Origin of the sequence: Paenibacillus xylanilyticus (assembly GCF_009664365.1) — a bacterium.
GTDB classification, from domain to species: domain Bacteria; phylum Bacillota; class Bacilli; order Paenibacillales; family Paenibacillaceae; genus Paenibacillus; species Paenibacillus xylanilyticus_A.
Genome location: NZ_CP044310.1, coordinates 3,151,732 through 3,176,288, shown reverse-complemented (window position 1 = coordinate 3,176,288; position 24,557 = coordinate 3,151,732). Strand labels below are relative to the sequence as shown.

The 24,557-nt window shown below is 46.0% G+C and carries 23 protein-coding genes, 1 pseudogene and 1 riboswitch; of the genes and pseudogenes, 5 read left to right on the top strand and 19 right to left on the bottom strand.

Annotated elements, in window-relative coordinates:
* The first annotated feature begins 15 nt into the window (after positions 1 to 15).
* A pseudogene (locus F4V51_RS14255) lies at positions 16 to 1,331 on the top strand (erythromycin esterase family protein).
* Between the two features lie 121 nt (positions 1,332 to 1,452).
* Here the strand turns inward: F4V51_RS14255 and F4V51_RS14250 are convergent.
* From F4V51_RS14250 to F4V51_RS14235, 4 genes are all read right to left on the bottom strand, one after another.
* The gene (locus F4V51_RS14250; protein ID WP_236146765.1) at positions 1,453 to 2,496 is read right to left on the bottom strand and encodes an NAD(P)-dependent alcohol dehydrogenase; all 1,044 of its coding nucleotides are present in this window, start codon (positions 2,494 to 2,496) and stop codon (positions 1,453 to 1,455) included.
* 271 nt (positions 2,497 to 2,767) lie between these two features.
* Entirely contained in the window at positions 2,768 to 2,956 is a 189-nt protein-coding gene (locus F4V51_RS14245) for a hypothetical protein (protein ID WP_110822176.1), read from the bottom strand.
* Positions 2,957 to 2,993: 37 nt separating this feature from the next.
* Positions 2,994 to 3,221 carry a small acid-soluble spore protein Tlp gene (gene tlp / locus F4V51_RS14240; RefSeq protein ID WP_095358074.1) on the bottom strand — a complete coding sequence of 76 codons (228 nt, stop codon included), beginning with the start codon at positions 3,219 to 3,221 and terminating at the stop codon, positions 2,994 to 2,996.
* An 87-nt stretch (positions 3,222 to 3,308) separates the two neighbouring features.
* Entirely contained in the window at positions 3,309 to 4,145 is an 837-nt protein-coding gene (locus F4V51_RS14235) for an AraC family transcriptional regulator (protein ID WP_153978484.1), read from the bottom strand.
* A 139-nt stretch (positions 4,146 to 4,284) separates the two neighbouring features.
* Between F4V51_RS14235 and F4V51_RS14230 the strand changes: the two genes are divergently transcribed.
* Entirely contained in the window at positions 4,285 to 5,382 is a 1,098-nt protein-coding gene (locus F4V51_RS14230; protein WP_153978483.1) for a glycoside hydrolase family 88/105 protein, read from the top strand.
* 292 nt (positions 5,383 to 5,674) lie between these two features.
* Here F4V51_RS14230 and F4V51_RS14225 read toward each other — a convergent pair whose 3' ends face one another.
* The 6 genes from F4V51_RS14225 to F4V51_RS14200 all read right to left on the bottom strand — a co-directional run bounded on the left by F4V51_RS14225 (position 5,675) and on the right by F4V51_RS14200 (position 9,449).
* The gene (locus F4V51_RS14225) at positions 5,675 to 6,547 is read right to left on the bottom strand and encodes a YitT family protein (protein ID WP_201281199.1); all 873 of its coding nucleotides are present in this window, start codon (positions 6,545 to 6,547) and stop codon (positions 5,675 to 5,677) included.
* A gap of 235 nt (positions 6,548 to 6,782) precedes the next feature.
* Positions 6,783 to 7,379 carry a YdeI/OmpD-associated family protein gene (locus F4V51_RS14220; protein ID WP_153978481.1) on the bottom strand — a complete coding sequence of 199 codons (597 nt, stop codon included), beginning with the start codon at positions 7,377 to 7,379 and terminating at the stop codon, positions 6,783 to 6,785.
* Positions 7,380 to 7,396: 17 nt separating this feature from the next.
* Positions 7,397 to 7,813 carry an SRPBCC family protein gene (locus F4V51_RS14215; protein ID WP_153978480.1) on the bottom strand — a complete coding sequence of 139 codons (417 nt, stop codon included), beginning with the start codon at positions 7,811 to 7,813 and terminating at the stop codon, positions 7,397 to 7,399.
* Positions 7,810 to 8,139, bottom strand: coding sequence for an ArsR/SmtB family transcription factor (locus tag F4V51_RS14210; protein WP_153978479.1), 330 nt, complete (start codon positions 8,137 to 8,139; stop codon positions 7,810 to 7,812). Before F4V51_RS14210 ends, F4V51_RS14215 begins: the two co-directional genes overlap by 4 nt.
* A gap of 308 nt (positions 8,140 to 8,447) precedes the next feature.
* Entirely contained in the window at positions 8,448 to 8,792 is a 345-nt protein-coding gene (locus F4V51_RS14205) for a darcynin family protein (protein ID WP_153978478.1), read from the bottom strand.
* Positions 8,793 to 8,870: 78 nt separating this feature from the next.
* Entirely contained in the window at positions 8,871 to 9,449 is a 579-nt protein-coding gene (locus tag F4V51_RS14200) for a Crp/Fnr family transcriptional regulator (RefSeq protein ID WP_153978477.1), read from the bottom strand.
* A gap of 171 nt (positions 9,450 to 9,620) precedes the next feature.
* Between F4V51_RS14200 and F4V51_RS14195 the strand changes: the two genes are divergently transcribed.
* A complete protein-coding gene (locus F4V51_RS14195) occupies positions 9,621 to 10,031 on the top strand; it encodes a collagen-like protein (protein WP_153978476.1) in 411 nt (136 codons plus the stop codon).
* 131 nt (positions 10,032 to 10,162) lie between these two features.
* Here the strand turns inward: F4V51_RS14195 and F4V51_RS14190 are convergent, their stop codons facing one another.
* The 8 genes from F4V51_RS14190 to F4V51_RS14155 all read right to left on the bottom strand — a co-directional run bounded on the left by F4V51_RS14190 (position 10,163) and on the right by F4V51_RS14155 (position 21,258).
* Positions 10,163 to 11,257, bottom strand: a complete 1,095-nt coding sequence (locus tag F4V51_RS14190; RefSeq protein ID WP_153978475.1) for a GerAB/ArcD/ProY family transporter — start codon at positions 11,255 to 11,257, stop codon at positions 10,163 to 10,165.
* A gap of 13 nt (positions 11,258 to 11,270) precedes the next feature.
* Complete coding sequence (locus tag F4V51_RS14185; RefSeq protein ID WP_153978474.1) at positions 11,271 to 11,498, bottom strand: hypothetical protein; 228 nt, start codon at positions 11,496 to 11,498, stop codon at positions 11,271 to 11,273.
* A 12-nt stretch (positions 11,499 to 11,510) separates the two neighbouring features.
* Positions 11,511 to 12,713 carry a Ger(x)C family spore germination protein gene (locus tag F4V51_RS14180; RefSeq protein ID WP_153978473.1) on the bottom strand — a complete coding sequence of 401 codons (1,203 nt, stop codon included), beginning with the start codon at positions 12,711 to 12,713 and terminating at the stop codon, positions 11,511 to 11,513.
* Positions 12,714 to 12,717: 4 nt separating this feature from the next.
* Entirely contained in the window at positions 12,718 to 14,154 is a 1,437-nt protein-coding gene (locus F4V51_RS14175) for a spore germination protein (RefSeq protein WP_153978472.1), read from the bottom strand.
* A gap of 350 nt (positions 14,155 to 14,504) precedes the next feature.
* Positions 14,505 to 16,253, bottom strand: coding sequence for an allophanate hydrolase (locus tag F4V51_RS14170; RefSeq protein WP_153978471.1), 1,749 nt, complete (start codon positions 16,251 to 16,253; stop codon positions 14,505 to 14,507).
* A complete protein-coding gene (uca, locus tag F4V51_RS14165; RefSeq protein ID WP_153978470.1) occupies positions 16,250 to 19,873 on the bottom strand; it encodes an urea carboxylase in 3,624 nt (1,207 codons plus the stop codon). The genes F4V51_RS14170 and uca overlap by 4 nt, the downstream gene beginning before the upstream one ends.
* The gene (locus F4V51_RS14160) at positions 19,866 to 20,534 is read right to left on the bottom strand and encodes an urea amidolyase associated protein UAAP2 (protein ID WP_153978469.1); all 669 of its coding nucleotides are present in this window, start codon (positions 20,532 to 20,534) and stop codon (positions 19,866 to 19,868) included. The genes uca and F4V51_RS14160 overlap by 8 nt, the downstream gene beginning before the upstream one ends.
* 1 nt (position 20,535) lies before the next feature.
* A complete protein-coding gene (locus F4V51_RS14155) occupies positions 20,536 to 21,258 on the bottom strand; it encodes an urea amidolyase associated protein UAAP1 (RefSeq protein ID WP_153978468.1) in 723 nt (240 codons plus the stop codon).
* 70 nt (positions 21,259 to 21,328) lie between these two features.
* A riboswitch (guanidine-I (ykkC/yxkD leader) is annotated at positions 21,329 to 21,436 on the bottom strand.
* Between the two features lie 261 nt (positions 21,437 to 21,697).
* Between F4V51_RS14155 and F4V51_RS14150 the strand changes: the two genes are divergently transcribed.
* A complete protein-coding gene (locus tag F4V51_RS14150) occupies positions 21,698 to 23,029 on the top strand; it encodes an APC family permease (RefSeq protein ID WP_153978467.1) in 1,332 nt (443 codons plus the stop codon).
* Between the two features lie 142 nt (positions 23,030 to 23,171).
* On the opposite strand, the gene F4V51_RS14145 is transcribed toward F4V51_RS14150, so the two are convergent.
* Positions 23,172 to 23,690 (bottom strand): spermidine/spermine N(1)-acetyltransferase, encoded by a 519-nt coding sequence (locus F4V51_RS14145; RefSeq protein WP_153978466.1) that lies wholly within the window; start codon positions 23,688 to 23,690, stop codon positions 23,172 to 23,174.
* Positions 23,691 to 23,838: 148 nt separating this feature from the next.
* On the opposite strand from F4V51_RS14145, the gene F4V51_RS14140 reads away from it, so the two are divergent.
* Positions 23,839 to 24,459 (top strand): YczE/YyaS/YitT family protein, encoded by a 621-nt coding sequence (locus F4V51_RS14140; protein WP_153978465.1) that lies wholly within the window; start codon positions 23,839 to 23,841, stop codon positions 24,457 to 24,459.
* Positions 24,460 to 24,557 lie beyond the last annotated feature (98 nt).

Here is a 24,557-nt window from a genome sequence, read left to right as displayed (position 1 = left end):
TATAGGAAGGAAGAAATGATGAATTCCAACTCTCAATCCGGGAATGACGCTTATTTAAAAGAACTGGGTGCCTTATTTATCCCTTTGGACGAAATGGAGAACCTGGACCGAATGGTTGATGCGATCGGAGATGCAGATATTGTGCTCCTGGGGGAATCAAGTCATGGAACAGCTGACTTCTATCGATACAGGGCTGAACTTTCGAAAAAGCTGATTTCAAGCAAGGGATTTAACATCATCGGTGTTGAAGGGGATTGGCCCGCTGCTTATCGATTGAATCAGTATATAAAAGGAGCACCGGGTGCCAATTCTTCGGCAGCAGACGAACTGGGTGATTTTACTCGCTGGCCGACTTGGATGTGGGCGAATACAGAAATTCGTGATTTTGCCGAGTGGTTAAAAGAATATACTGCAGCTGAAATCAGTGGCAGCAGTGACCGTTCTAAGGTCGGATTTTATGGGATCGATATGTACTCCTTATGGGAATCGATGGAGGCCATTATTGGGTATTTGGAGAAAACCAAGTCTCCTCAATTGGAACAGGCCCGCCGCACCTATGCCTGCTTCGATCCATACAACAAGGATCATCAGAGTTATGGTATTACAGCAGGACTACTCTCCGAGAGCTGTGAGGATGAAGTTGTCGAGCTACTGAAGCAGATGCAGAAACAGCGTATGACTCACCCAGGTAGTGAAGAAGAATTGAACGCAGAGGTTAACATGCTGGTAACTTCCAGCTCCGAAGCCTATTATCGAACGATGGTCCGCGGTGGGGCGGATTCCTGGAATGTCCGTGACAGGCACATGGTGGAATCACTGAAGCGTATCATGTCCTATTACGGGTCCTCTGCCAAAGCCATTGTCTGGGAGCATAATACACACATTGGAGATGCGCGAGCAACAGACATGCTGGAAGATGGCATGGTGAATGTTGGTCAGCTGGTGCGTGAAGATGCACAACATCAGTGTTTGCCGTTGGCTTCGGAACCTATAAAGGAGAAGTCCTTGCGGGAAGAGCCTGGGGAGATCCTGTTGAGAAAATAGTCGTGCCACCTGGGCAGCCGGGAAGCTGGGAGGATTACATGCATCAGGCAGGAGGAGGCCGTAATGGCATGGTCATGCTCTCCGAAGCGTCCTCGTTACTGCATAAAGTCATTGGTCACCGCGCCATCGGTGTGGTATATGATCCGAAGCTTGAACGCTTCGGCAATTATGTACCTTCCAGCATGGCAGACCGTTATGATGCATTTGTCCATATTGATCAGACAACGGCTCTTCAGCCCCTCCCCATCCATAAACCAGTTGCAACGGAAGCATTGTTCTCGTCGTGATCGTATTTACGTAAATACACCACATGTACATTGCTATTGAAAACCAAATTAAAGCAGCAGCCTTTTTTAAGTTCATCGGGCTGCTGCTTTTGTTATTTTGATCGCTATTTACTTTACCTGATTAATCATCATTATTAGTTTTCTTCAAGCTGACAACAGCTTTTCCGTTTACCCGACCTTCTCCCAAGTCACGAATGGCCTGAGATGTTTCACTCAAGGCATACTCCCGTTCAATACGTGGAATAACCTTGCCTGATTCAACGAGTTCCTTCCAGATGGCCTGGTCCGCATGGTTCGGCTTATGGATAAGAAGAGTTAACTTTTTCTTTTCCAGCCAAGAAACGAACGGGCTCCATACCAAGTTAAGCAAGATATGCGGCATAGTGCCCCCAATCATGACATAGGTGCCTCCCTTCACTAACGCTCGCTTCAACGCGAAGGCAGATCGGTTGCCGACAACATCAAGAATCAAATCATATCTTGCTCCATTCGCTGTGAAGTACTCTTTGGTATAATCCACGACGTGATCAGCACCTAATTCAAGCAGCATATCCAGCTTATCACCACGATCTACCGCGGTTACTTCTGCGCCATGCAATTTGGCATATTGAATGGCAAACGTCCCAACTCCGCCCCCCGCACCATTGATTAGGACATGCTCTCCCTCTTGTAGATTCCCCTGATTCCTAAGTCCTTGCAGAGCCAGAACGGCCGCTTGCGGAATGGATGCTGCCTGTACATAAGTGATTCCCGCCGGCTTGGGAGTTAACGCCTCCTCATTCGCACACACATATTCCGCGAATCCTCCCCAGCCACAGCCGGATAGGTCTCCGAACACCTCATCACCCGGTTTGAATCGTTGGACAGCGGGTCCCGCCTGGATCACCTTCCCTGCAATGTCTGCACCAAGTATCGGATACCGCGGGTGACGAAACGCCCCTATACGGTTAATAAATGGTTTTCCGCGAAGGAGATCCCAATCCCAGGAATTAACCGAAGTCGCATGAACCTCGATTAATACTTCATTGTCTTTTGGAATCGGAATATCAACCTCTTCTACTCGCAGGACCTCCGGCATTCCATAGGTATCGTAGACTACCGCGTTCATTACTGCTGCTTTCATTTTTGGGGATATTCCCGTGTCAGTCACCCTTATTTCGCTCATCGGCATTCTCCATTCAATAGACAATGTGTTTCGCCTTCAAACAACTGATACGCTTGGAAAAAAGTGTCGTTTCATTTTGTGGAAGCAGATGCCGATTTTATGTATAGAATGGAATTGAACCGTTTAGAACAGCGATTCCAGCCAGCTTGCCTCTGGTATTGTACCAGGCTAGCACAGAAGAAATTGCTGGAGTCACAACGGGATACAATTAAGGTGCAGAAACAAATAAGCCGATCCAGTAATGGATCAGCTTATTTGCGGGTTTTATCCGTTAAGCACGCTTGTTCTCAACAGATTTCATGCGGTTTTGATCGTCATCCTGCCGATCATGACTGAATTCTTGTCCGGCTTCTACTTCACCCTGCCCTGATACGCTTCGGGCAAAATTGGTGAACTGCCTTTTATGCTCGTCCAGCTCGTGTTTTTGTTTAAGAAGTTCTTGCGGATCCTGATTTGTCATCTGCTAACCCTCCTACAACACCGGAATAGTACCCACATTATGAGTTTTGCTGATGCTTGGATTCATCTTGAATTTCTTCACGGAATCCGGAAATGCTATGTTTACGGCGCTCATTTTTTTCCTCAATCTGACCTTTTTCCCGAGCTGGAATTTCATCTCCGAATTCTTCGAGATAATCCTCTGCTTCCCGGTAATTTTCGATGGTGTTTTGAACCGCATTTTGCAAATGCTGCACGTTGTCTTCACGGTTATCCGGTTTGCTCATACATCTCACCTCCCCAAAAATGGAATCAGTGCTGGTTATTCGCACTACAGAAGTGTTCCATAAGAGAGCGAAGCTTATGCATGAAATTCAGTCTCCTTTCCTTCGATAATACAATGGCGAATGGCCTGTGACGGCTTTAAATACCCGACCGAAATGGGTTACACTACCGAATCCAACCTTCCTCGCAATCAAATCGACCTTGAGGCTTGAGCTCTCAAGCAGCTTTTTTGCCTCCTTGATTCGCACACTATTGACGTATTCTACAAAAGCGAATCCTGTCGCTTCTTTGAACGATCGACTCAAATAATAAGGACTGATATAGAACTGATCTGCCAGAAAATGAAGCGACAGTTCCTCCATGTAATGGTCATTAATATAACGGACAATTTCTGAAATACGCTCATGCATGGGACTTGGCGCTGCAAGTGGTTCCGCATCATGCGGCTTGAAATGTCTACAGCACATGATAAGCAGCTGCACGGCAAGGGTCTGAGCATACAATTCGAAGCCACTTCCTCGCTCCTTCATCTCCTGCATAATGGCTCTTGTGTGCATATCGATCATCGCTCTACTGCGCAGGGAACCTTTCAAAATCAAATAATCCCGCTGAAGTAGAGGTTGAAGCACTTCTTCATGGGAACCGTCTACCGAAAAATACTGGGCATGCATATTAATAATAAGCCGCTCATGCTTGGGCCGTTCCGCATTGGTCGTGCGATGCAGAACGTTCGGAGAAATAATAACCACGTCGCCTTCCGCGATGGTAATCGTTCGGTCCTGAATGAAAAATTCCCGCTGCCCTGCCATCAACACATAGATTTCATATGTGCTGTGAAAATGGCTTACCGGCATATGATGGCTTAATGCTCTTCGGTGGGATACCAGAAATGTACTCTCCGCATTTTCAAAATAAAGATTCCCCATCAAAGTCATCCTCCCTTCCGTACCGTCCTTGATGTTTATATTATATCGCAAGAAATAAGAAGAAATAGGCATTTTCCGCAAATCATGTACATTATCTGTTGGTAAAATGGGATTACAACCAACCAAGGAGGAAGGATACATGCAAACCACTTCATCTACCTTGACGCCAATTCAATGGGCGTTAAAAGCCTGTGAGGCAATTATGGATACATTCGAGCCGGAGCATCTTCCGCCAGACCGATTCCATTATCATCAGGGTGTCTTTTTATCCGGGATGGAGAAATGTTGGCGACAAACCGGAGAACAAAAGCTCTATGAATACATGAAAGGCTGGGTCGATAGTCAGATTCTGGAGGATGGCAGCATCAAAAAGTATAAGTCTGACGAACTCGACGACATCCAGCCCGGTGTTCTTCTCTTCACCCTCTACGAGCAGACGGGAGATGAACGGTACAAAAAGGCGCTTCACACCTTAGTTCCCCTGCTAAAATCCTGGCCCACAAATACATCAGGCGGATTCTGGCATAAGGGGCATTATCCGAACCAAATGTGGTTGGACGGTTTATATATGGCTGGGCCGATTGCAGTGCAATTCGCCAAAACCTTCGGTGAGAGCGATTACATCGATATGATGACCTATCAGGCCCTGCTTATGGAAAAGCATACAAAAGACCCTGTCACAGGCCTGCTCTACCACGGATGGGACGAGACAAAAGAAGCCAAATGGGCTGACCCCGTTACGGGTCTTGCTCCGGAATTCTGGGGCCGGGCCATTGGCTGGTACCCGGTAGCACTACTTGAAATGTTCGAATACATGCCAGAGGATCATCCGGACAAAGATAAACTCGTAACGATCGTACAGGATCTGCTGATTGCTCTGACCAATTACCAGGATCCTGCCACCGGATTATGGTATCAAGTCATCGACAAAGGGGATCATCCGGATAACTGGCATGAGAATTCCTGTACCGCCCTCTTTACACATGCCATTGCCAAAGCAGTTCGTTTCGGCTATCTGGACCCAACATATTTGCAGTATGCATGGAAAGGTTACCAAGGCGTAATTGACACACTGCAGTTTGACGAGAACGGTAAGGTTATCATCGGTAATATCTGTATTGGCACAGGCATTGGCGACTATGATCACTATATTGCCCGGCCAACCAGTGAAAACGATCTGCACGGGGCAGGTGCCTTCATACTCATGTGTGTCGAGATGAATTTGGCAGCAAAATAGGTTAAAACGCTAAGAAGACAGGGACAACAGTCTCTGTCTTCATTTTCCTTTTTGTCTTAAGAAGGTAAACCATGACGATGTTAAGCGGTCCTTCCTGTACGTTTCCACTGGACGATGCTCTCCAAATGCCTTTATTGAGGCTGCACAAACCTTGTTTCCATTTGAAGCGAATCGGAAACCTTTATTGATGTTTGAAAATACAGAATAGAATATAAAGAGCATTAAAAAAGGCCGCTATATTTAGCGACCTTTTGTTGTATCTATGTTTATGATTTTCCATCATGCTTAAGTATTAGTGAATATCTTTCTTTTTGAAGCTGCCGCCCTTCACTTCTGCTACATCATACACAACTACAAAAGCATTCGGGTCAATTTCATGAATGATCTCTTTAATTTTGCTCTCTTCCATACGGTTGATTACACAAGTGATTTCTTTAAATTGTTCATTAGAATACCCGCCATAAGCATCCGTATAGGTTGCTCCACGACCTAATCGGTCACGAATGGTTTCGACCATGATCTCGGGTTGATTGGTGATGATTTTAAACGTTTTGGAACCGCTCAAGCCCTCTTCAACGATATGAATAACTTTGGAAGCAATGAAATAAGCCAGCCCCGACAAGATGGCCCCTTGCAGACCAAATACAGATGAAACGACGATAAATACAAACATGTTCAGGAACAAGATTAGATCACTGGTACCAAAAGGAACTTTGCGTGAAAGCAGTACTGCCAGCATATCTATTCCGTCCAATGCCCCGCCATTCCGAAGTGCGAGACCCATACCGAAACCGATGATAATCCCCCCGACAACGGTAACTAGCAAGGTGTCCCCTTCAATAATTGTAGGTACATGGTGCATCAGACTGGTACTTACTGCGAGTGAAGCAATACCGATAATGGAATAGAGAGCGAAGCTTTTACCTATTTGCTTATATCCCAGCCACACAAAAGGAATATTGATGATACCGATCAGCATCCCCAGCGGCAATCCAAACAATTGTGAACCAACGATACTCAGACCCGTCACACCACCGTCCGAGACATTGTTGGGGATCAAAATGGCTTCAAGGCCGTATGCCGTTATAAAAGCCCCGATGATGATCAATACAACTTTTGAAAAAATTCTTGCCTTGTTCGATTTTGGTTTCTTTCTTTGATGCATTGAATTTCCTCCTTGGATAAGAACTCATAAAATATAGTTTATATGAATAATCACCAACTTGACAAATTTTTCGCATTCATTATGACTGTTAGTATTGCTTTTTTTCGTTCACGTTACCCGTTGTATCCCCTGACAAGCCTTAAAAGTACAGTCATGAAATGATTAAGAAAAGCACAAAAAAGCCGCTATATCAGCGACTTATGGTGTGACGCATTTTATACCCACAGACACTTCATTACTTGTCATTAAGTCCTTTCCCATCAAGGATATGCGGGATGTACTTTTCGATTCTCGACTCTCGGGTCTTGGATTGTTTGGGTGAAGAAAAATGCATGATATATGCTCTCTGGCGTCCTGGTGTCAGTCCTTCGAAAGCTGTTTTCAGATCAGGTATTTCAACAAATTTGTTGGCTAATTCCTCAGGCAGGGTATACTCGTCATGCTTTTTAAGTTCAACTTGCAGACCCGCTTTCTCAATCTGAACGGCTTCCTCGATATAATCCTGGATAATCAGCTGCATTTCCTGAATCGTCTGTGCATTGGTAAAGCGAAGCTGACGTGCTGCCTGCACATTCTCCGTTTGCTGGATCAGAATTCCATGAGGGTCTTTTAGCAGCGCCCCTTTGTGGAACAACAGGGCGCAATACTCCTTAAATCCATGGATCAGAACGATATTTTTACCGTCTAATGTGTAGCAGGGATGCATCCACTTAAAATCTTCAGTCAGCCCGCAATCCAGAACGATCTCCCGCAGCAGCTCGAATTCTTCTTTCCAATTCTTCAGCTTGTTGAAATAGGGATCAATTTTTGTATTTCTTTCACCTTTTAACATCGATGTCCCTCCTATGATTATGCCAAAAGCTTCTCAAGCTCATCGCACCATTTACTCCAGCCATACTTGGCACCAGCCAGTGCTTGAGGATTGGAAATTCCGGTTTGTTCCAGGTGAAGGTTTACTTGACCGTTACCCAAATCCTGTAATGTCCACGTAACCGTATGTTTCTCTCCGCTTTCCCAGGTATAGGACAGGCGATGCGGTTCTTCTACGATCAGGACTTCTCCCTTAATAATTCCGTCCCAGTACTCCGTTGCCTGCGTTCGAAAATGAAAATGGTGACCAACGACTGGTTTAAAATCATTCTCCATCCCTTGACCGGTATGAATGTTGGCTACCCACTTGGCAAGCTTGCTTGAATCCGTTAAGGCTGCCCAGAGCTTCTCGACCGAAGTCGTGTACTGATAGTCCAATTCCAATGTTAAACTCATTCTTCTTCCTCCTTTAATAGTTGGTCCAAGCGCATCATATTCATACTCCAGAACTTGCTGTAGAAAGCTACCCAATCTTGAACCTCTTGTAATGGCGAAGCATTGAGCCTATACCTCGTTTCCCTGCCGACTTTTCGGTCAACGACCAGATTCGCCTCTTTAAGAATGGTCAGATGCTTGGATACTGCTGTCCGCCCCATTTCAAACTGTGAGGTTAATTCATGAAGCGGTACCTCTTCTGCTTCGGTTAACATCTGCATGAGCCGACGTCTGGTTGGATCTGCAATGGCATCAAATACATCACGTGATTTTTGGTTCTCACTCACACCACTTCCCTCCAATCTGCTGTATCGGAACATGGATGATACGGAGGATTTGTTTATCATGTTACTTTATATTTATGTGATTGTTTTGATCAGACACCATTTGGTGTCTAATTGATTATATGACACCAAACGGTGTCATGTCAACACATTTGAAAAATTAGCTGTGGAAAGACTTCCTTCTCTATTAACAGCAAATCATAAATAAAAAAACACCTCGTAGGAGGTGTTTTTTACGTTTTCTCAGTTAGTCAGTAGTTTTTTATGAACCGGAAGATCCCAACCCGATATGAACAGCTCCTAAAATAGTCTTATTCAGCGGGCATGCGTAATGCCTCTGTCTCATAGGCTTGAAAGGCATTTTCCAAACCCATAATGACATCCTTGATTTTCATATATCCCTTGGTATACGGCTCTGAGTCACGGATTTCCTCCCACATAAAGTGATACTGCTTGATATCATCGGTCTCGCATACTACAAAATCAGTATAATCTTTACCAGGTAGAGCCTCCGCATCAAAAAAGCGAACACTAACTTCTGAACTATAGTTATTGAATATTTCCTGTAATGAAGACGCATAGTTTCTTCGTTCTTCACGTGGTAGTGCTAACCAAGAAGGGTAAAATTCCAATAGTACAATCATCATTTGCCGCATAATCCTGTCACCTCGTATGTGTAATGGTTGTTGTGATTCCATTTTAACGCGCCTGAACCAGGTTGGCATTAACATAGGTTAATCACACGAATGCAATATTCGACTTAGTGACACAGGTGAAATACCTAGGTAGGACGCAATGTGATATTGGGGAATTCTTTTCTCCAGCCCTGGATATTTGACTAAAAACGCATGATAGCGCTCCAGCGCAGTCAGATATAATAATTCTCTCTCACGTTCTTCTTTACGGATATACAATCGTTCTACAGCTGTTCTAACAAACCGTTCCCAGTTATGGCTTCGATCCATAAGCACCTGGAGTGCTGTGTAGGGAATCTCGATCACTGTGGAATCTTCCATTGCTTGAATGGTATACATGGATGTTGATCCGCTTATCATGGCTCCGTACGAAGTTGCAAAGTCATTTTCCAGCGTAAAGGCAACATTATATTCTCTTCCATCAGGCAATGTGTAATACAGACGAAACAACCCATTCGTACAGAAATAGGCATGATATACTTCATGATCGGATTGGACAATCGTGACTCCACTTGAGATATGCTTAACTGTAGTTGTTTTCACAAACCAGTCCCACTCCGTTGCTGATATGGAAGCTTGGGAAGCCAATAACCGAAGTGTTTGATAATATTGGTGCATGATGAATTCCTCTCTCTTACGGTGTTCTCTCCCATGTATTATACTCTTACATTCTTTTGTATCCATAGACCGAACAGCCTACAAAATTTCTGCATCCATGGGCTTCAACCCATTCCCCTGTTTAAATGCCTACATACAATACCCTAGACTAATGAACAGGAGTGATGATGTATGACATTTTTACCTCCCTTTGGACCTGGTGGCGGGTTTGGTGGACCAGGCGGACCAGGCGGTCCTGGTGGAATTTTCGGACCAGGTGGTCCTGGAGGTCCTGGAGGACCATCAGGTCCACCTTCGTTCCCCGGAGGTGGAGGCGGCGCACCGCAAGGCGTGCAGCCCCCTCCCGGACCGCCGCCTTCATTCGTTCCACAGCAGTCGCCTTCATTGTATGCTGTAGATCCAAGAGCAATCTCCGGTTGTCTGTTCCGCTACACATATATTTGGCCGAATCAAGGTCCCGGCTTCTGGATGTATCCCGTGTTCGTCGGCAGAAATTCGGTAGCCGGCTTCCGCTGGACTGGATTCTTCTGGGTGTACAGCGGCATTGACCTGCAGCGGATTAGCTCCTTCAGCTGTTTCTAATACTTAAACACCCTGATTGTGGTTATCTGCACAATCAGGGTGTTTTACATTGAATCCAGACCATTGCGTTTGAAAATGTCACTTCAATAAAAACCATCCTACTCATTACATTTTCTTGATGCCAGAGCTTTCTACTTGAGATCGGAATCTAATGAACCCTTCAATTTACTCATCGACCAGAGCACAATCGGAAACCCAATGCCGAAGATCATGGCGTAGTAAGGCCAGACCTGATTTATCTCAATGATATATGAAATGTTGGGCCAGATAAAATCAGCCATAGCCAACATAGTCAGTATCAAAGGAACGAATAGCGAATTCATGCTTCGAAGACGAAAAGCTTCTGCTAGTCCTTGGGCCGAAACATATAGAAGCAATGCAAGACGAAAGAAAATCGTGACGAACCAGACAATGGCAAGGATGATCTCAAACCGCTGAAGAAACTCACCAATACTGATGGTCCGATCAATAAAAAAGGTAGGAAACGTCAAGTCCGCCACGACACCAGCGCTGATTACAGTAATAATTTGCATAACCATGAAAAAGTACATGGCTCCGCTGATCAGAGCACTTGCGACCACCGTTTTTCTCCACTTTTTCGGATCCGGGAAGTGGTGTGCAAAGAACAGAAACAAAACTGCCTCCAGATACGGAAAAGCCAAGAGATTGATGGATGCAAGAATAACAGGGTTCAAGCCGTTCTCCAGCATTGGCAGCAGGTTTTTGATATCTGCTTCTGAAAAAAGAGTAATCCTGACCAACAAGTATAGGGCGAGAAGAAAAAAGATAAGAATCTCCGCACAACGCCCGATAACAACAGGACCTGAGCGAACAGCAAAATAGACTGCCAGGAGCATAATAAAATATATGGCATCATAGGGAGTTTCGGGCATAATTGAGGTCGTGACAAAGTCTCCCAGATTTCGAAGTGTCATGATGCACTCCAGAAAGGGAAAGGCAAATATAAAAAGGATGCTAATCGTCCCGCCCAAGGGACCAAACACACTTCGGAGATATGCAACAAAGGATCTGCCTTTCATCTGCCTGACGATAGAATAATATAACGGTATCAAAAGCAAATGAAAAGCAATGGAAATGGGAATGGAAAGCCAGGCATCCTGTTTGGCAACAGAACTTATGGCAGCTGGAAGCACCAAGTACGCACTTCCAATCTGATACAATACAAACCAAGTGATGGCTTGTCGAACAGTTAATTTACTCCCCACTTCCGTCCCCCCTTTAGGATAAAATACGTGCAATGTACTGGCTTACCGGTTGGAAAACCCACCGGATACCTGTTAATGGACTCGGAAGCTCAACGTGTGCTAGCTGCAGAATGATCAATGTCGTCCCTACGGTGAACAAGGTTAAACTAACCACCATTTCACGCACACGATGCTTCTCCTTCAATTGACGAAACTCATAGTACATGGTCAGAATCGAGATGATTAGTATCGCATACAGCATATACATTCACTCCTAATGTTGCGGTTCAGAGTCAATAGGATTGGTAATTTTCCCAACCCGGTTTAAATGGAAACGGATATCCAGGTTGACCTCAAGCTTTTGAAATTTCTGCTTCCAGTCCCCTCTCCATTCGTGCCACTCGCGAGGGAACCTTTGATGAAAGGCTTCTCCGAATCCGAATATGTCGGAACCGATCTGCTGCGCCTTTTCAATACCCTCTTTCAGGATCTGTTCTTGTTCTTCTCTGGCTGCTTCCTGAAATTCATTAAATGTCTTGTCATCCTTCAGGTCAGCATCACATCCAGCCTCGCCGATGTTTGCTTCAGTTTCCACGACAAGAGAGACAATCGGTTCATTATTTTTTATGTCCGGTTTCATTTTGACATTGTTACGTATGACTTCAAAAGCAAATTCCCCTTCTGAATTCGGACATGTGACGGAAGCTACAGAACTGGAAACACGGTTTGATATGTAGGTAAACGCCTTGCTTTTGGACTCTTCTATCCAGCCGATCAGATGATCTCCCTGAAAGACACCAATGCCGGTAAATAAATAGTTCGCGTGTTGTGGCGATTTCGTCACATTATCCACCTTCAAGCCTTTGTCTAGATTGTTCAGCCGAATGCCAGTCAAGACCGGCTCAATGCCATCCTTCTTTAAACGCTGCAGAAGGTCTTTGACATTGACCGCGGAAGTGGGTGCCCATGTCTTTTCAGACACATTCAAAGCTTTGTACATATCCATTGCAGGCAAAACCTCGGTTGGAGCCACAAACGTAACCGCATCCTTAGCTGAACTGCCTCTGACAACAGCCAAATGAAAATCAGGCCGAACTTCATGATCACGAAACAGGAAATCCAGCGGCTTCTTGATTCCTTTTTTTGCTGTATCTTCGTCAAAGATTACAAACTTCAAGTGAGACAGATACATCTTCCTTGATGATTCCGTGGTGAGTTTTCGGAGAGCTTCAAACAGCGTGTTTGCTCGGCTGGAAAAAACGATTGTAGGTGACCGTTCCATCGCTCGATTACGAGACATCTGAGACGGATCAACCACTTGCAGACTAATCTCATACTGGTCATCTACGGAATCAATACCCATAGCCATCACGACGGATATTTCGTTTAACTCCTTACTACTCCAACAACCCGTAACAATGACCATTAGCAAGATGTAGACCAACAATGTAGACATGGTGGATCGGTACGAGTTCATCGGCTTACTCCCTTGGTTTGTTGTGATGATTTGCTTTGTTCTTAAATGGAAACCGCAGTACAGCATCACTTTGTTTCGTCGATTGAAAATTGGCTACTGGACTCATATATGGCACACCGAATGAATGAAGACTATTCAAATGTACAAGGAGAATAAGCATGCCTACCGTCAATCCGTATACGCCAAACATGGCAGCCATTCCTATAAAAGCAAACCGTAATATCCGGATGGGAATAGCCATGGTGTAGGACGGGATGACAAAGCTTGAAATCGCTGTAATCGCAACAACAATGACCATAACTGGTGAAACGATGTTAGCTTCTACAGCGGCCTGGCCAATGACAATGGATCCAACAATCGAAACGGCCTGACCAACCGTTCGCGGCATTCGTAGACCAGCTTCTCTCAGGATCTCAAATATGATCTCCATAATCATTGCCTCAACGAATGCAGGAAAGGGTACACCCTCACGTTGCGCAGATAAACTTAGTAATAGAACCGTTGGGATCATGTCCTGATGAAATGTAGTTAGTGCCACATATATGGCTGGAGCCAGCATACATATTGCCAGGGAGATGTACCTTAAGACTCGAATGATGCTGCTGTAAATAAAAGATTGATAATAATCCTCCGCGGATTGAATGAAATCAACAAATACTGCTGGCGCAAGGATGACAAAGGGAGTTCCGTCGATAAATATCGCTATTTTCCCTTCCATCACACCTGCTGCAATAGAGTCTGGGCGATCCGAATTATAAAATATCGGGAAAATGGTCAATTGCTTGTTCTCCACTAAACATTCTTCGAGGTACTCCCCTTCAAGCACGCGATCCACTTTCATATTTTTCAGTCTAGATATCACGTTTCGTACCAATTCATCATCAGCAACTCCATGCATATACATGACCGATATGTCGGTCTTTGTTTTTTCGCCAACCTTGACGTTTGTTAGCCGAACTCTTGTGTCCTTCACTCGGCGACGGACCATTGTTGTATTGGTACGAAGATTCTCCGTAAACGATTCTTGTGGACCTCGGATCACAGGCTGCGTCTTCGATTCCGTTATACTGCGTTCTTCCCAACCAGGTATGGAAACGACTAACCCTTCCCCCATCCCGTCGATTAGCAGGAGAAGTCCACCTGATAGAATCTGTTCCAACGCATCTTCAATGTTGTCAGAGAAACTTACTTCACCGACGTCAAGAACGCTATCTTTTAAGAAAGATAAACTTAACTCTTCTGCAGAAGTCTCCTGCAGCGGACGAATGACGTTATCCTGTATCTTCTGCATGTCTGTCATACCGTCCAAATAAAAAAGGGCCGCGTGGCAACTGCCAACGGTGATCTCGCGAACATTAAAATCCGAACTTTTTCCCATGAAGTCACATATGAGATCTATATTTTGGTAAATATGCTTGGAAAACTCGTGTTGTAACTTCATTTTCACCATCCCCTTGGATATGTAGTATTGGTACTAATTCGAATAATAAACTTCTCCCCGTCAGAATCACGGTATTGCATTAAGCCAAAAGACCTTCTCTGTTGATCGACGTTTCAAACGCAAGTCATCGATCTGAGCATTCAAGTTAACATAATATATAATATGTATAACTTAGATTTGAAGATATGTTTCCAATGATTAACACTCATCTTTCTATATTCATGTTAAGTTCAAACAAAAATGAAAATCACACAAAAAAAGCCGCTAAAAATAGCGACTTTAATGTAAATTATGATAGATGGAGCGGTAATCTGCAATGTAGCTTCCATGTCTACGTTAAACACGGACAACTACTTCGTGCCTACTGTTTCACCCGAAACGATATTTCTCCAGCCTCCCAGATGAGACAGATCTACAGCATCCTGGGCAGCCGAAGCTTCACTGATGAATCCGCATACCAGCCTGCCGTCCTGAAGCTTAATTTTCCCTATACCTAATGGAGCAGGAATGGCTGCTGTGAATGAACCAAAGGAGGATAGCGGCATGCTCCACAATTCCAGATCAATGGATGTCCCCTCTTCAAGGGTGTGCACCAAGCCCGGTTTTGCAGGACTTGTGATCAGTTTGTACAGACGATATTCTGGAGCGGTTCGGGTTTCCTCCACAAAAAAGGCTCCTAACCCAGTCATCTGGGGTTCCAGTGACATGCCTCTCATATGCAGTCCGCAGACAGCTACCAAAAAACGGTTGTGATGCGGCTCGAATATTCTTGCGGCTTCAACCATGGAAGCTTCCTGCTCAGGCAATGTGAACAGGGTTATTCCAAAAGGCATATCCTCTGCAGCCTTACCTGCCGGAACAGCAATGGCGCTCAAGTCGAGCAAATTGCAATGATTCGTGTACAATCCCATGTGGCTGTTGGTTTGAATCGGATCCTGCTGCACTTGTTCTCTCGTCCATGTTCCTCCGCAGGTTGGCAATACAAGAACGGCGTTATGCAGCCATTCAGCCGTGCTTCGCCGAATTTCGGCTAATCGGTGCTGTGCCCTGAAAAGTGCAGCAGCTGTAAATGTATCCTTGCCGCCTGTTCGGAGCACTTTCTCCGTTACAGGAAACAACGCTCCTGGATGCTGCTGGGCGAACATCTCCAGATCTGCCCATCGTTCAGCTACAAGCGGTCCTTCATACAGAAGTGCTGCGGCCTCTTGCAGCATGGAGATATCCACCTCCTCGACATCTACTCCTGATTGCAGCAAGGTTTGTTTGGCGCCTTGCCAAGCCGTCTCATACGCTTCAGCAAAGGGACCAAAGAAAGTTAATTCTCCCTTAGGTAACAACCATTTGGCTGGTGCACGGGTTGGTCCTAAAGGACGGGTTTTAGAGAAAGCATCTTCGGCATGCGGGCCTCGTACGATCCGGTCAACGGAAACAGCGTCTTCGAGCTCATGGGTAAACACGGTAATGCAATCAATACTGCGGCATGCAGGCACCAAACCAGTGGAAGGCCATGCGCCTACTGCAGGTTTGTAACCAACCAGACCATGCAGTGCAGCCGGAATTCGGCCTGACCCGGCGGTATCTGTCCCAAGTGAGAACGCTGCTTGCCCCAGTGCCACGGCTACGGCCGAGCCTGAACTGGATCCTCCGCTGATCAGTTCGGGCCGCAGTGCGTTACACGTCTCCCCATATGGACTTCTCGTACCAACCAATCCTGTGGCGAATTGGTCCAGATTGGTTTTCCCGACAGGTATGGCACCTGCAGCAATAAGTCGTTCCACAACAATAGCATGTTGTTCCGAAACCGATGAGAACTCTGGACAGCCAGCCGTTACAGGCCACCCTTGAACCTCAATGTTATCTTTGATCGCAAATGGAATGCCCCACAGTGGATATTCGGTAATGGACAAGTGCTGAAGTTTCTCCAGGTATGGCGTAATGCGTTCCCTAGACGGCCGTGTGATCCAGACATGGTAATCCTCCGTATCCTTTGCCCGCTCGATGATGCTCTCCACCACTTCCGCCGGTGTGAAGCTTCCTCGTAGATATCCTGTACGCAGAGCACTGATCGACATCAATTCAGGGATGGCATTTACCGTCATCGTGCAACCTCCTCCTTAATCGTTGGAATAATGGCAGCAATCCAGTCTCCCGACTTGATCTGATCACCCGGCGAGACGTAAATGGAAGCTATGATTCCATCTGTTGGAGCGAGCTGCGGAAACTCCATTTTCATACTTTCTTCTATTATAATAGTGTCTCCCTTTCGCACTTCCTGGCCGGGCTCAACCAGTACCTTCCATACACTGCCCGACATAGAACTGCTCATGCCCTGACTCCCTTCCGGCATCTCCACCTCTTCCAGCGCTGCCGCGGCTTCAGGTTCGGATACATACTCCGCAATACCAAGTTCCTTCCAGTAATTTCGTTCAGCCTGGAATGCACTCTGCTGCTGCTGACGAAAAGTTCCGGACTCGTTCTCAATCGTTTGCAACCAGTTCAGATAGGACCCCAGATGAAATGTGGTTTCCTCAACTTGAAGTTCGAATCCTCCTCGCGGGAATTCTTCACGCATTTTCAGCAGTTCGGCTTCCGAAACAGGATAGAATTGAAGCTGATCAAAGAACTGCAGCAGCCAAGGTTTTCCTGCTTCGAAATTGCTTGTTTCCCTGAACGAGTTCCACATTTGCACGGTACGACCAACAAATTGATATCCACCGGGGCCTTCCATGCCATACACGCAGAGGTACGCGCCGCCTATGCCTACAGCATTTTCCGGAGTCCATGTCCGTGCAGGATTATATTTGGTGGTTACGAGCCGGTGGCGCGGATCCAGTGGTACGGCAACAGGTGCTCCCAGGTACACGTCACCAAGTCCCATGACGAGATATGAGGCGTTGAATACAATTTCCGCTACTTCTTCCAGCGAGCCGAGTCCATTCATGCGACGGATGAACTCCAGGTTGCTGGGACACCATGGTGCATCAGGTCTAACGTTTTGCTGATATCGCTCAATGGCGAGCTTCGTCGCCGGGTCATCCCACGACAATGGTAATTTGACAATTCGCGAAGGTACTTCAATCGTTTCCAGCTCGGGAAGCTGCAAATCCAGATCCATAATTCGTGCTGCCGCTTCTTTTACCGTCATACGGGTAGCATCCAGGTGGATCTGCAGAGAGCGAATGCCTGGTGTCAGTTCGATATATGGAATGTTTCCATTCTCCTTGATTGCTTCCATAAGTACGTATGCCTGGAATCGATATAACAGGTTCAACTCGCGTTCTCCGTATTCGACCAGAATATTTTCATCACCAGAGCAGCGTACAGTAATGGAGAAACGTCTGCCTTCCACTGCTTGGGCCAAAATCGGCATATACTCACCAGTTGATGTTTCGACTAAAACCGGCAACTCATGCGGAACGTCCAGTTCCCGCAGGTACAACTCCTGTTCTGCTCTTAATTGCTCGGCTTCCTCAACGGTAATGAGTCTGAAACGGACTTTATCACCAGGGCTGAGTTGACCCAGCTTCCATAATTCAGCGGTCGCCGTTGTCACCGGACAGACAAAACCACCAAGACTGGGACCATCCGGACCGAGCAGGATCGGCATATCGCCTGTCAGATCCAGTGCACCGACGGCATAGGCGTTGTCATGAATGTTGGAAGGGTGAAGTCCTGCATCTCCACCGTCGGTTCTTGCCCACAGCGGGGCCGGACCAATCAATCGGACACCTGTTCTGGAACTGTTGAAATGCACTTCCCATGTCGTCTCCGTAAGCTGATTCAGATAAGCCGGAAGGACATATTCATCCGTACAATGAGGTCCCGGTATCACACCAATCGTCCATTCATTGTTGTATTGTGGTCTGCGTTCTGTACGGAGCGGACCAAGCAGAACCGGAGCATTTCCTTCTCTTTCATGCACGCAGAGCACTGCACCCGTTCGTAGCGCACTCCCCCTGTGCCCACCGAATCCCCCCAATGTAAAGGTTGCTGAGCTGCCAAGTGTGATCGGCATGTCAAGCCCCCCGGATACGAGCAGGTACGTTCGCATTCCCTGTTTCGCTTCGCCCAGAGTCAGCACCGCATCAGGAGATGCAATTGTCGGTGTGTAGGGTTCCACGTGAACGCCATCCAGTTCGGCTTTCATATCTGCTCCTGTCAGGCAAAAGGTCATTTCATCCCGGAAACGATACGTTCCCCCACGCAGCGTCATTTCCAGTCCAGCCGCTTCTGCGTCATTGCCCAGCAGTCTGTTGCCAATACGGAAGGCAAGCTGATCCATTGGGCCGGACGGCGGTACGCCGATATCCCAGTAGCCGATTCTGCCGGGACTATCCTGTACAGTCGTCTGAACGCCACCGTCCAGAACTTCGATCGCGTGCTCCGTCGGTTTAAAGACCGAAAGCATTCGGGTATATACTTCTCCATTAGCGAAGGCATCGTTATCCAGAAATGCTTCAATATAAGCCTGATTGGTGGTGACCCCGTATACCCGTAGTTCACGAAGAGCATTCTTCATTTTGTTTATAGCTTCCAAGCGCGTACTCGCATGCACAATTAATTTGGCCAGCATCGGATCATACAAGGTAGTTACGTTCAATCCAGGCTGAATCCAGCTTTCAATTCGCACGTCATCAGGCCATTGAATAGCATCAATGCGTCCATCGCTTGGACGAAAATCATTCATGCAATCCTCAGCATACAGACGTACCTGCAGACTGTGTCCTGTTGGTGAGGGAAACGTAACGTTCAACGATTCGCTCCCCTGAGCTGCCTCCTTGACCATCCATTCCACCAGATCAATGCCAAGTACCTCTTCTGTCACCCCATGCTCCACTTGAAGTCTGGTGTTCACCTCAAGAAAATAAAACCGATGCTCATCAGGGTCGTACAGGAACTCAACCGTTCCCGCGTTACGGTAACCTGCCGAAATCGCCAGTCTGCGGGCACACTCATGCATCTCTTGCCGGATTACATCCGGCAGGCATGGCGCCGGGGTTTCTTCAATAATTTTCTGATTACGCCGCTGCACTGAACAATCACGCTCTCCCAATGCGACTGCTTCATCGTTACCTGTGCCAAAAATCTGAACCTCGACATGACGTGCACGTGCAATATACTTTTCAATGAACACGCCCCCATCATTAAAATTGGCGGATGCCAAACGGGTTACGGATTCAAATGCCTCCCTAAGCACATCCTCGTGTTCACAGACCCGCATGCCGATTCCACCACCACCGGCAGTGGATTTCAACATTACAGGATAACCAATGTTTCCAGCTTGTTGAACCGCATCATCCAGAGATTGTATCAGGCTTGTGCCCGGCAGTAAGGGCACTCCAGCTTCTGCAGCCATTGCTCGTGCCGTATGCTTCAAGCCGAAGAGCTCAATATGTTCAGGAGAGGGACCGATAAACGTAATACCTCGCTCAGCACACGCTCTGGCAAAAGCCGCGTTCTCACTCAGAAATCCATACCCGGGATGAATCGCATCTGCCCCTGTCTCTGCAGCTGTCTGGAGTACCAACTCAGCGTTGACGTAACTCTCTCTTGCGGGGCCTTCTCCGATCAGTACTGCTTCGTCGGCAAGCTCAACATGTAGGCTGTCTCGATCTGCTGTTGTGTAAATAGCTACACTGGAGATACCCATCCGACGCAAAGTTCGAATAATGCGTACCGCAATGGCACCCCGATTCGCAATCAGTACCTTTTTAAACATTGGCGCTCACTCCTTCTGCATCCCATATAAGGACTTTGGCTGGTGTTGGGTTGTAGGCATTACATGGATTGTTTAACTGCGGGCAGTTACTGATCAGCACGGTTACCGGTGCCAAAGCAAGGAGTTCGACATAGCGCCCCGGTGCAGATAGACCATCAGCGAAGGTCAACTCTCCTTCCGGTGTCACTGGCACGTTCATGAAAAAGTTGACGTTCGGGGCGAGATCCCGCTTGGTATATTCATCTCGCTGAGACAGCATTAACATAAAGGTGTCACGACAGTTGTGCATGGGCAATGTATCATGAGCATAGCGGACGGTATTACTCTGAGCTGAGCAGGCACCGCCAATGGTGTCATGCCTGCCGCAGGTATCGGCGGTAATCCGCAACAACTCTCGGCCTGATTCAGCGAGCAGCGTTGAACCTGTTGTCAAATACAGATTGCCCTGGCGGGTAATCGTTCTCACTGCACTATAATGATCCGATGGATCCTCCGTCGAATAAAACAGCGTATCAACAGCTTGATTGCCTTCCATATCAACAATGCGAAGAACCTGGCCTGGGAGCAAATCATGTATCCAGCCATCACCCGCAGTGATGACTTTCTCATACAAGGCTTTTTCGGTCAGTAATGGACTCTGGACAGGTTGAAATGTACTCATATTAGTTCGCTCCTTTCAACAAAGCATAAGCGTTCCACGTATTTTCAAAGGCTCTCCGATTCTCATCACAGTGCAGTACACACGGGTCCATGTCAGAAACAGGTTCAGCATCTGCAACGGAAACAACGATCGATGCGTCCGGGTATTGTCCCGAAGGATCAAGCGGGTGAGGTGTGTTCGATAACACCAGCAGCATATCCATTTCTGTCCGGAGGGTCACTGAGCGTTCTGCCGTTTCCTGCAGCGAGTAATTCATCGTTCCGTCCAGCTCACAAACGACTTTGGAGAAAAAGTTGACCGGCACCCCGATATCACGTGGTGACAGATTGTTCCGGAACAGTTCAACCTTGAAGTTCTCTTCACCGCTTCTCAGCCAGTCATTGCGCTGATCCTGATATGTGGTCTTTCCATACTTGTCATCCGTACCCTCTCGGGTTGTATATCCCGATAAAGGATCATGCCACCCTACGGAATCCTCCGTTATGGAAGCAAGTGCCTTTCCTTGATCCGTCATCAATATATTGCCTCGTGTCAAAAAAGCGGTATGTTGGGCTTTGAGCGTATCCGGCATGTTGTACCGTTCCGCTGGATCTTGTGCATGGAAGAACAATGCCGACACATTGGCACGATCCCCTGTTGCCTTTAATGTAATGGATTTTCCTCTTCCTACATGAGCAGACCATTTGCTTCCAGGCTGCATCGTCATTGTAAATAGGGCTGTCATTGTTCATTCCTCCTGTAGAAAAGTATAGAAAAAAGCCCGGGAGAAACATCAAAGATTGCTCTTTGATCGATTCTCCCGGGCTTTTATCCCGCCGTGTACATCAGGTTTAATCTCCCAATGCGTTTTCTCTCGGACCAGTCAGCCAGTCGGGTGGCTCGGAACCCTAGAAAACATTTTATTTAATTGATGTTATGAATACTAACATGTAAAATTACATTTCACAATACTTTTTTTAAAATAATACGATAAAAACACCAATTAAACTTGCACTTTTTTCTTAATCTTCGCCAAATAACGAATTACCTACTATTATAAATGCTCTAATGTTCGTATATCTCAAAAAAAATAACTTGATTTTTGGTAAAACCCCTGTAAAAATGTGAAGTGTCATGACATAGCATAACGATGTATCATTCTCGATTCTAAAGGAGGTTCTAAAATGTCACAAAATATAACACTAAAAAGAAATCTCTCCTTGAGCCATGTGGTGACCATGGGACTGGCCTGGATGTCTCCCATGATTTTTTTCACAAGTTTCGGCGTGCTGCATGAGGGTTCACAAGGTATGCTCCTAGCCGCCTATGTCCTCGCTTTTGTAGCCATTTTATTTACAGCTGGCAGCTACGGGCAGATGGCCAAGGCTTTTCCAGTGTCAGGTTCGGCGTATACGTATGTAAGCCAGGCTATGAATCCGTTTATCGGTTTCCTGGTGGGCTGGGTGATTTTGCTTGATTATCTGTTTTCCTGCATTGTAGCTGTACTCATGTTTGGCATTAATCTACATGCTCAGTTTCCCTCCATCCCTTCTCCTGTCTGGATTGTGCTTCTAACCCTAATTGTGATGACCATCAACATCATCGGCATCAAAACGTCAGCAAACGTCAATAAAATCTTTGTTATGATGCAGATCATTTTTATAGCTAGTTTCTGTGCCTTTCTTGTATACAAAGCAGTGACCCAAGGCGTGTCCGCAGGATTTAATCCTCTTCATTCCGTAGAAGGAGTTCCTTTCTCCGCCGTAATGGCAGGTGCATCTCTTGTCTGTTTCTCTTTCCTTGGTTTTGACTCCATCACAACGATGGCGGAAGAAACGCGAAAACCCGAAAAAACGATACCGCGGGCCATCCTGATTATCGTTAGCGTTGCCGGAATCATGTATTTTGCAACGGCATATTTAATTCAACAAATGTATCCTTCGTTCACTTTTACACATATGGACGCTGCCGGATTCGAATTAATGCAGGTTATAGGCGGAGGAACGCTTGCATCCATCTTCACCTTTGTCGTTATTTTCTCCGTGCTCGCACAGGGCATGTCCTCCATGACAACCGTTTCAAGGCTGCTGTTCGTCATGGGTAGATCCTCCTTGCTTCCTCGGAAATTCAGTTCTGTACACCCCAAATTTCGTACACCTGTGTTCAACATTGTGCTGGTCAGCGTCATTTCCCTGGCTGCCTTATTCATTAGTCTGGAGACCGCCATCATGTTTGTCAGTTTCGGTGCGCTAACGGCTTTCCTGTTCGTTAATCTTTCCGTTATCTGTCACTACATCATTCGCGAGAAAAAACGCAGTGTGCAGGACTGGATTGTGAGAATGATCTTTCCCTTGTTAGGCGCATTGTTCATTCTATATCTCATCACTCAACTTGAAGCTTCCTCTTTGCTCCTTGGTACGGGCTGGATCGGTCTTGGCCTCGTTCTGTATGTGAATCAACGTATGAGATCCTCTTCGGTATCCAAGACATTGCCAGAGGTTGAAGAGGCCATGTGAGTGAAATTAATCATTCATTTATCAGTAGGCTTTCTCCCCCTGCGTGTACCATAAAAAAAGAACCTGAATGCAGTATTCAGGTTCTTTTTTTATGGTATCCTCTTTTGATTTCACAATGCAGGAACGATGAAGTTTTGCTATGCTATACGAGAGTTTTACTCATAATAAAATCGGTTTGCTCTTCATCCCCCATATAAAAGGAATGGGCTCCTGTCTGGATAAATCCCATCTTGGTATAAAACGCAATTGCCTTCCTGTTTTTCTCCCATACCCCTAGCCATACTTTGCTTTTGTTCTTGTCCATCGCTATTTCGATTGCTTTATTCAATAAATGCTTACCCAGCCCATGGTTTTGGAACTGGCTTCTAATATAGATCCTCTCAATCTCAAGGAACTCTTCGCCCATTTTCTCGGATTGTGCATCATTGACATTGACCTTCAAATAGCCAGCAAGTTCATCGTTGAAATATACGAAATAAATGTCTGAAGATGGATGAGCTAACTCCCTTTCCAGCTGTTCCGAGTGAAATGCTTTTGCCAAATATGCCTCCATATTCTCAGGCGTATTCTGATCTTTGAATGTATCACGAAACGTGTCTATACTGATTTTTTGGAGTGTCCGCAGATCTTCACGACTGCACTTTGTTATTTTTATTGTCATGTTAAGATATCGCCCCTTTATGGACTGACTGATTTCCGCTTTGAATCCTCACTTTTTTGTTGCATATGCAATAAAAAGTGGTTATATTAAATTTACTTCAAACATGTTGTATTTGCAACAAAAAAACATAAAAAAGAGGTAGATGCAGTTGAAATATGTCTTTTTTTGCGTTGGAATCTTGATATTGACTCTTGGTATCTCATTAACAATCCATTCCGATCTCGGGACATCTCCTTTTGACGCTCTTTTGGTAGGTTTATCCGTTCAGGTGGGGCTCTCTGTAGGCAGCTGGGAGATGATCATAGCGTTGCTTCTGTTATGCTGTAATTCGCTCATACTGAGAAGGAGACCGGAAGTTTTAGGATTGTTGACCGCATTAATTACGGGAATTGGCATCGATATTTGGCTTTTTCTATTGCATAGCTGGTCTGTACCTGAGTTATGGCTAACTAAATGGGCATACATGGTCATCGGCCTGATCCTCATCGGGTTAGGAACTGCCACATACTTATTGACCCATTTTGCACCGATTCCGTTGGACCGATTAACATTAATTGTGCAGGAACTTATGCGAACGAATCTCTTTGCAGCCAGAACGTGCATTTATCTTATTTTTCTTGGATTAGCATTGACCCTAAAAGGACCCATCGGGATGGGAACAATCCTAACCGTTTGTTTAGGCGGATTCCTATTGAATATCTTCATGCCTTTGACCAAAAGAATTTTGGAACGTTTCATCCAACAGCCCAGCTCATGGTCAGATTCATGAAATCCTCCCGAGAGAACAGTAAACATAACAAACGTTCACAATTTCCATTATAATCATACTTATTCCATTAGTTAAATCGCATATATTCTTAGACCCAT

Bases quoted from the DNA above. Each gene is read 5' to 3' on its own strand.
- F4V51_RS14250 (WP_236146765.1), bottom strand. From the start codon at position 2,496: ATGAGCGAAATAAGGGTGACTGACACGGGAATATCCCCAAAAATGAAA.
- F4V51_RS14245 (WP_110822176.1), bottom strand. From the start codon at position 2,956: ATGACAAATCAGGATCCGCAAGAACTTCTTAAACAAAAACACGAGCTG.
- tlp (WP_095358074.1), bottom strand. From the start codon at position 3,221: ATGAGCAAACCGGATAACCGTGAAGACAACGTGCAGCATTTGCAAAAT.
- F4V51_RS14235 (WP_153978484.1), bottom strand. From the start codon at position 4,145: ATGGGGAATCTTTATTTTGAAAATGCGGAGAGTACATTTCTGGTATCC.
- F4V51_RS14230 (WP_153978483.1), top strand. From the start codon at position 4,285: ATGCAAACCACTTCATCTACCTTGACGCCAATTCAATGGGCGTTAAAA.
- F4V51_RS14225 (WP_201281199.1), bottom strand. From the start codon at position 6,547: ATGCATCAAAGAAAGAAACCAAAATCGAACAAGGCAAGAATTTTTTCA.
- F4V51_RS14220 (WP_153978481.1), bottom strand. From the start codon at position 7,379: ATGTTAAAAGGTGAAAGAAATACAAAAATTGATCCCTATTTCAACAAG.
- F4V51_RS14215 (WP_153978480.1), bottom strand. From the start codon at position 7,813: ATGAGTTTAACATTGGAATTGGACTATCAGTACACGACTTCGGTCGAG.
- F4V51_RS14205 (WP_153978478.1), bottom strand. From the start codon at position 8,792: ATGCGGCAAATGATGATTGTACTATTGGAATTTTACCCTTCTTGGTTA.
- F4V51_RS14200 (WP_153978477.1), bottom strand. From the start codon at position 9,449: ATGCACCAATATTATCAAACACTTCGGTTATTGGCTTCCCAAGCTTCC.
- F4V51_RS14195 (WP_153978476.1), top strand. From the start codon at position 9,621: ATGACATTTTTACCTCCCTTTGGACCTGGTGGCGGGTTTGGTGGACCA.
- F4V51_RS14185 (WP_153978474.1), bottom strand. From the start codon at position 11,498: ATGCTGTATGCGATACTAATCATCTCGATTCTGACCATGTACTATGAG.
- F4V51_RS14180 (WP_153978473.1), bottom strand. From the start codon at position 12,713: ATGAACTCGTACCGATCCACCATGTCTACATTGTTGGTCTACATCTTG.
- F4V51_RS14175 (WP_153978472.1), bottom strand. From the start codon at position 14,154: ATGAAGTTACAACACGAGTTTTCCAAGCATATTTACCAAAATATAGAT.
- F4V51_RS14170 (WP_153978471.1), bottom strand. From the start codon at position 16,253: ATGACGGTAAATGCCATCCCTGAATTGATGTCGATCAGTGCTCTGCGT.
- uca (WP_153978470.1), bottom strand. From the start codon at position 19,873: ATGTTTAAAAAGGTACTGATTGCGAATCGGGGTGCCATTGCGGTACGC.
- F4V51_RS14160 (WP_153978469.1), bottom strand. From the start codon at position 20,534: ATGAGTACATTTCAACCTGTCCAGAGTCCATTACTGACCGAAAAAGCC.
- F4V51_RS14155 (WP_153978468.1), bottom strand. From the start codon at position 21,258: ATGACAGCCCTATTTACAATGACGATGCAGCCTGGAAGCAAATGGTCT.
- F4V51_RS14150 (WP_153978467.1), top strand. From the start codon at position 21,698: ATGTCACAAAATATAACACTAAAAAGAAATCTCTCCTTGAGCCATGTG.
- F4V51_RS14145 (WP_153978466.1), bottom strand. From the start codon at position 23,690: ATGACAATAAAAATAACAAAGTGCAGTCGTGAAGATCTGCGGACACTC.